This is a genomic window from Mesorhizobium sp. M7A.F.Ca.ET.027.02.1.1, assembly GCF_004022985.1.
Lineage (GTDB): Bacteria > Pseudomonadota > Alphaproteobacteria > Rhizobiales > Rhizobiaceae > Mesorhizobium.
Genome location: NZ_RZOL01000477.1, coordinates 1 through 4,334, shown reverse-complemented (window position 1 = coordinate 4,334; position 4,334 = coordinate 1). Strand labels below are relative to the sequence as shown.

The 4,334-nt window shown below is 61.6% G+C and carries 5 protein-coding genes and 1 pseudogene; 3 read left to right on the top strand and 3 right to left on the bottom strand.

From position 1 onward, the window contains the following. The first annotated feature begins 393 nt into the window (after positions 1 to 393). From trmFO to EN749_RS31615, 3 genes are all read left to right on the top strand, one after another. The gene (gene trmFO / locus EN749_RS31625) at positions 394 to 1,803 is read left to right on the top strand and encodes a methylenetetrahydrofolate--tRNA-(uracil(54)-C(5))-methyltransferase (FADH(2)-oxidizing) TrmFO (RefSeq protein ID WP_128364631.1); all 1,410 of its coding nucleotides are present in this window, start codon (positions 394 to 396) and stop codon (positions 1,801 to 1,803) included. A 3-nt stretch (positions 1,804 to 1,806) separates the two neighbouring features. Beyond that, entirely contained in the window at positions 1,807 to 2,373 is a 567-nt protein-coding gene (locus EN749_RS31620; RefSeq protein ID WP_128364630.1) for a hypothetical protein, read from the top strand. Positions 2,374 to 2,441: 68 nt separating this feature from the next. Continuing rightward, the gene (locus tag EN749_RS31615; RefSeq protein ID WP_189367823.1) at positions 2,442 to 2,735 is read left to right on the top strand and encodes a type II toxin-antitoxin system ParD family antitoxin; all 294 of its coding nucleotides are present in this window, start codon (positions 2,442 to 2,444) and stop codon (positions 2,733 to 2,735) included. An 11-nt stretch (positions 2,736 to 2,746) separates the two neighbouring features. Here the strand turns inward: EN749_RS31615 and EN749_RS31610 are convergent, their stop codons facing one another. The 3 genes and pseudogenes from EN749_RS31610 to EN749_RS39140 all read right to left on the bottom strand — a co-directional run. Then, positions 2,747 to 3,697 carry a sterol desaturase family protein gene (locus EN749_RS31610; RefSeq protein WP_189367825.1) on the bottom strand — a complete coding sequence of 317 codons (951 nt, stop codon included), beginning with the start codon at positions 3,695 to 3,697 and terminating at the stop codon, positions 2,747 to 2,749. Beyond that, positions 3,697 to 4,113: a hypothetical protein gene (locus EN749_RS31605; RefSeq protein WP_348629398.1), complete on the bottom strand. Its 417-nt coding sequence runs from the start codon at positions 4,111 to 4,113 to the stop codon at positions 3,697 to 3,699. Before EN749_RS31605 ends, EN749_RS31610 begins: the two co-directional genes overlap by 1 nt. A gap of 93 nt (positions 4,114 to 4,206) precedes the next feature. Continuing rightward, positions 4,207 to 4,334, bottom strand: a pseudogene (locus EN749_RS39140) (phytoene/squalene synthase family protein); the annotation flags it as partial.

The window sequence follows — 4,334 nt, the reverse complement described above, 5'->3', positions numbered from 1 at the left end:
AAGAGTTTTCGTCAAAGCCGACCTCCTCCCCGGCGATGACGAATAGGCCCAACCTTCACCTCCTCCCGAGGGTTGGCCACAAAAACGGCGCCCGCTGCACCTCCTCCCGCGGCGGGCGCTGTTTCCCCGGAGTAAAACGAATTTTGCTCCAGAGGTTTCGCCCCTTCTAAAAAATGGCGAAAGGAATTTCGTCAAAGCCGACCTCCTCCCCGGCGATGACGAATATGGTCGGCCTTCACCTCCTCCCGAGGGTCGACCCCAAAAACGACACCCGCCGGACCTCCTCCCCCGGCGGGTGTTGTCGTTTTCAGGAGGCGCTCCCATCAGCAGCTGTTTGCCCCGCACCGCGCACGGCAATTGCAATCGCCGCACCAAGCGATTATTCCGGCGCTCATGAGCAAAAACCCCATCCATATCATCGGCGGCGGCCTCGCCGGTTCCGAAGCCGCCTGGCAGGCAGCGCAGGCCGGCGTTCCGGTCATCCTGCATGAAATGCGGCCCGTTCGCGGCACCGATGCACACAAGACCGACAGCCTGGCCGAGCTCGTCTGTTCCAATTCCTTCCGCTCCGACGATGCCGACAACAACGCAGTCGGCCTGTTGCATGCCGAAATGCGGCTGGCCGGCTCGTTGATCATGAGCGCCGGCGACGCCAACCAGGTTCCGGCCGGCGGCGCGCTGGCCGTCGATCGCGACGGGTTCGCCGACGCAGTGACGAAAAAGCTCGAAGCACACCCGCTGATCACCATCCAGCGCGAGGAAGTGCCTGGTCTGCCGCCGGCGGATTGGGACCAGTCGATCGTCGCCACGGGCCCATTGACCGCCCCCGGGCTTGCCCAGTCGATCGCGGAAGCGACCGGCGCCGATGCGCTCGCCTTCTTCGACGCCATCGCGCCGATCGTCCATTTCGACACGATCGACATGGATACCTGCTGGTTCCAGTCGCGCTACGACAAGGTCGGACCTGGCGGCACCGGCAAGGACTACATCAACTGCCCCATGGACAAGGAGCAATATCTCGCCTTCGTGGCGGCGCTTGTGGAGGGCCAAAAAACCGAATTCAAGCAATGGGAAGGCACGCCCTATTTCGACGGCTGCCTGCCGATCGAGATCATGGCCGAGCGCGGCGTCGAGACGCTGCGCTATGGACCGATGAAGCCGATGGGACTGACCAATGCGCACAATCCGACGGTAAAAGCCTATGCCGTCGTCCAGCTGCGGCAGGACAATGCGCTGGGCACGCTCTACAACATGGTCGGTTTCCAGACCAAGCTGAAACATGCCGAGCAGGTGCGCGTGTTCCGCACCATACCGGGTCTCGAAAACGCCGATTTCGCCCGCCTCGGCGGCCTGCACCGCAACACCTACATCAACTCGCCGACCTTGCTGGACGCCTCGCTGCAACTGAAGTCGCGGCCCGGCCTGCGTTTCGCCGGCCAGATCACCGGCTGCGAAGGCTATGTCGAAAGTGCCGCGATCGGCCTGCTTGCCGGCCGCTTCGCCGCCGCCGAGCGGCTCGGCCACTCACCGTCGCTGCCGCCGCTGACCACGGCCTTCGGCGCGCTGCTCAACCACATCACCGGCGGCCACATTGTTTCGGACGACGAGCCGGGAAAGCGTTCCTTCCAGCCGATGAACGTCAATTTCGGCCTGTTCCCGCCTGTCGAAGCGGTCAAGATCGAAGGCAAGCGCCTGCGCGGCAAGGACAAGACCGTTGCCAAGCGGCACGCCATCACATCGCGCGCACGCGCCGATTGCAGGGAGTGGCTGGGACTGCCGGTGCAAGCGCAAGCCGCCGAGTAGTCCATGGCCAAGCGCTCCGAGCTGCACCAGCTTCTGCCGTCGGACCTGCCGCCGAGTGGCGAACCTTTCGCCGGCGACTACGAAATTTGCTGGAGCATCTATGTCAGATGCACCAACCTGCGGAAGCTGCGCGAAGTTCATATACCCGCTATCGAGGCGCTAATAGGTGAGCCTCACGGAGGCCAAGGTTGGCTGTACGAAAATGAAAATTACAATGAGAACCGCGATCGAAGCTTAAAGAGAATCATTGCCGTTCAGCCTGTCGAAGGTCCCTACAATGACCGGCTCCTTCTGGATCTCATGAAAGCGCTCTATTCGCTGTCATCCTTCTGGGCGATCCAAGCCCGTCTGGATCCCTCACATCCTCATGGCGTCTACCTCAGTGCACGATTCACGCAGGAGGCTCCCAGCTCGGAGGCGCCGGCTATCGTCGACGCGCTGGTTGAGTTCGAAGCCAATTTTACAGATTTGGGGGGCCATGAATTCGGCCGGCATTTCGGCACAACTCGGCGCATTAGCGCCACCATGCCGGATGGTTCGGAAGCCGGCCGGGCGAAACCCAGGCGCTAGGACCTCATCGTTGGCCGCACGGATGAAGTAGGATACAATCCTACTTGCTGTCCAATGGGAGCCGTTCCATGGAATTCGCCGAGAAACTTTCTGTCACAGTCACGCCAGCAATGGCCCGCCTTATCCGCCAAAAAGTCGAAGACGGCTCTTTCGGCTCGGCGAGCGAAGTCATCCGCGCGGCGCTCCGGGCCTTCCAGCGCGAGGAAGAGGAGCATGCCGAGCGCCTAGCCGCGATCCGGGCCAAGATAAAGGCTTCGATCGAAGATACCCGTCCCGCTGTTCCGCTGGATCACGCCATCGCGCAAGTGAGGGAACGAATCGCGCAATTGGCGTACGACAGCGATGACGACGGACCCTCCTGACATAAGAAGTTCTACTCGGCGGGCTCGACACCCACGCTTGGCAATCCCGGCTTCCCCGCCTCAGCAGGATTTCGCCTGACATAGGCAGCCTTCAAACTCTCCGAAGTCTCGCGCAAGCCGTCATGGCTCCACCCCGGCGGCTTGATCAAGTAGTTGATGCGGTCGCGCACCGTCAGCCTTGGCGCAAACGCATCCCTGAACATGCCGATCCATTCATGGAACGCCACTTTCAGCGGATTGAAGGTGCCGAGGTTCCTGACGATGCCGTAGCGCGGCCGGTCTTCTTCCAGTTCCCCGACGAAGGTACCGAACATGCGATCCCAGATGATCAGCGTGCCGGCATAATTGGCGTCGAGATAGCGCGGATTGGTGGCGTGGTGGACGCGGTGGTGTGACGGCGTGTTGAAGACGAATTCGAACCAGCCCCACATCTTGCCGATGGTCTCGGTGTGGATCCAGAACTGCCAGACCAGATTGAAGCCGAAGGTGAAGGCAATCACCGCCGGGTGGAAGCCGAGCAGCACCAGCGGCGCCTGCAGCACGAACATGAAGGTGAACAGGCCCGTCCAGCTCTGCCGCAGCGCCGTCGACAGATTGTAGTGCTGGCTGGAATGATGATTGACGTGTTCGGCCCACACCCAGCGCACCCGGTGCGCGATGCGATGATAGGCATAGTAGCGCAAATCATCGAGCAGGAAGGCCACCAGAAAAACCCAGACCGACAGGCCGAGATTGAAGACGCGGAATTGCCACAGCCACAGCAGCGCCCAGTAGGACACGACGCCAAGCAGCAGCCCGGCAACGACATTGCCGGTGCCCATCATCAGGCTGGTCAAGGTGTCGCGCGTCTCGAACGAACCCTTGGCACGGCCGGTGCGCACCAACCAAAGCTCGATCAGGATCGCGACCACGAAGAACGGGATGGCCAGTTGGGTGACTTGCGGGAAATTGTAGCTGTCCATCATGCGGCCTGCCTGGTGGAATTTGAATGTTGCGGCTCAAGTGCTTTCAGCACGCCTTGCGCATCCACTGCGCTGGCAAAGCGGAAGCGGCCGCCCTTCCAGGTGAAATCGGCGAGCCGGAACGAGACCGTGTTCGCATCTTCGGCGTTCAAAACCGCGACATCTTGAGGCGTGACGATGCGGGTCAAAAAGCAGTCGCCGATGCCGCGAACGATGCCGATGCGCCCTCGCCCGATATCCAGAAACGCAGTCCTGGCATCCGCTGTCAGGCGGACTACCGTCGCGATCTCGTCGGGAAAATCCTCAGCGAATCGGCTCACCGCGCGATTGGCACTGCTGAGCGTCGCTATCTTGCTGCCGCCGGTGAAATGCACCGCCGCAACCGACAGCGCGATGCCGAAGGTAACGATCGCCACCAATATAGGTAAGCTCATTCATCTCCTCTGGGCCGGCCTGTTGTCTGCGGCAACAGTTTGGCGCGGGACGTCTTAACATGATTGACGTTTACGTCAAAGCGCAGGCCAGCCCTTGCTCGCGCGACGCAGCAGCAGCCAATGCCGGCGCAAGGCCGACAGCCGCGCCACGCCTTCGAGCGGCGAACCATTCTCCATCTTGCCGAGGTAGGCACGTGACAGGG

What these genes read in the sequence shown, in the direction of transcription:
- trmFO (WP_128364631.1), top strand. Translation starts at nt 394, where the DNA reads ATGAGCAAAAACCCCATCCATATCATCGGCGGCGGCCTCGCCGGTTCC.
- EN749_RS31620 (WP_128364630.1), top strand. Translation starts at nt 1,807, where the DNA reads ATGGCCAAGCGCTCCGAGCTGCACCAGCTTCTGCCGTCGGACCTGCCG.
- EN749_RS31615 (WP_189367823.1), top strand. Translation starts at nt 2,442, where the DNA reads ATGGAATTCGCCGAGAAACTTTCTGTCACAGTCACGCCAGCAATGGCC.
- EN749_RS31610 (WP_189367825.1), bottom strand. Translation starts at nt 3,697, where the DNA reads ATGGACAGCTACAATTTCCCGCAAGTCACCCAACTGGCCATCCCGTTC.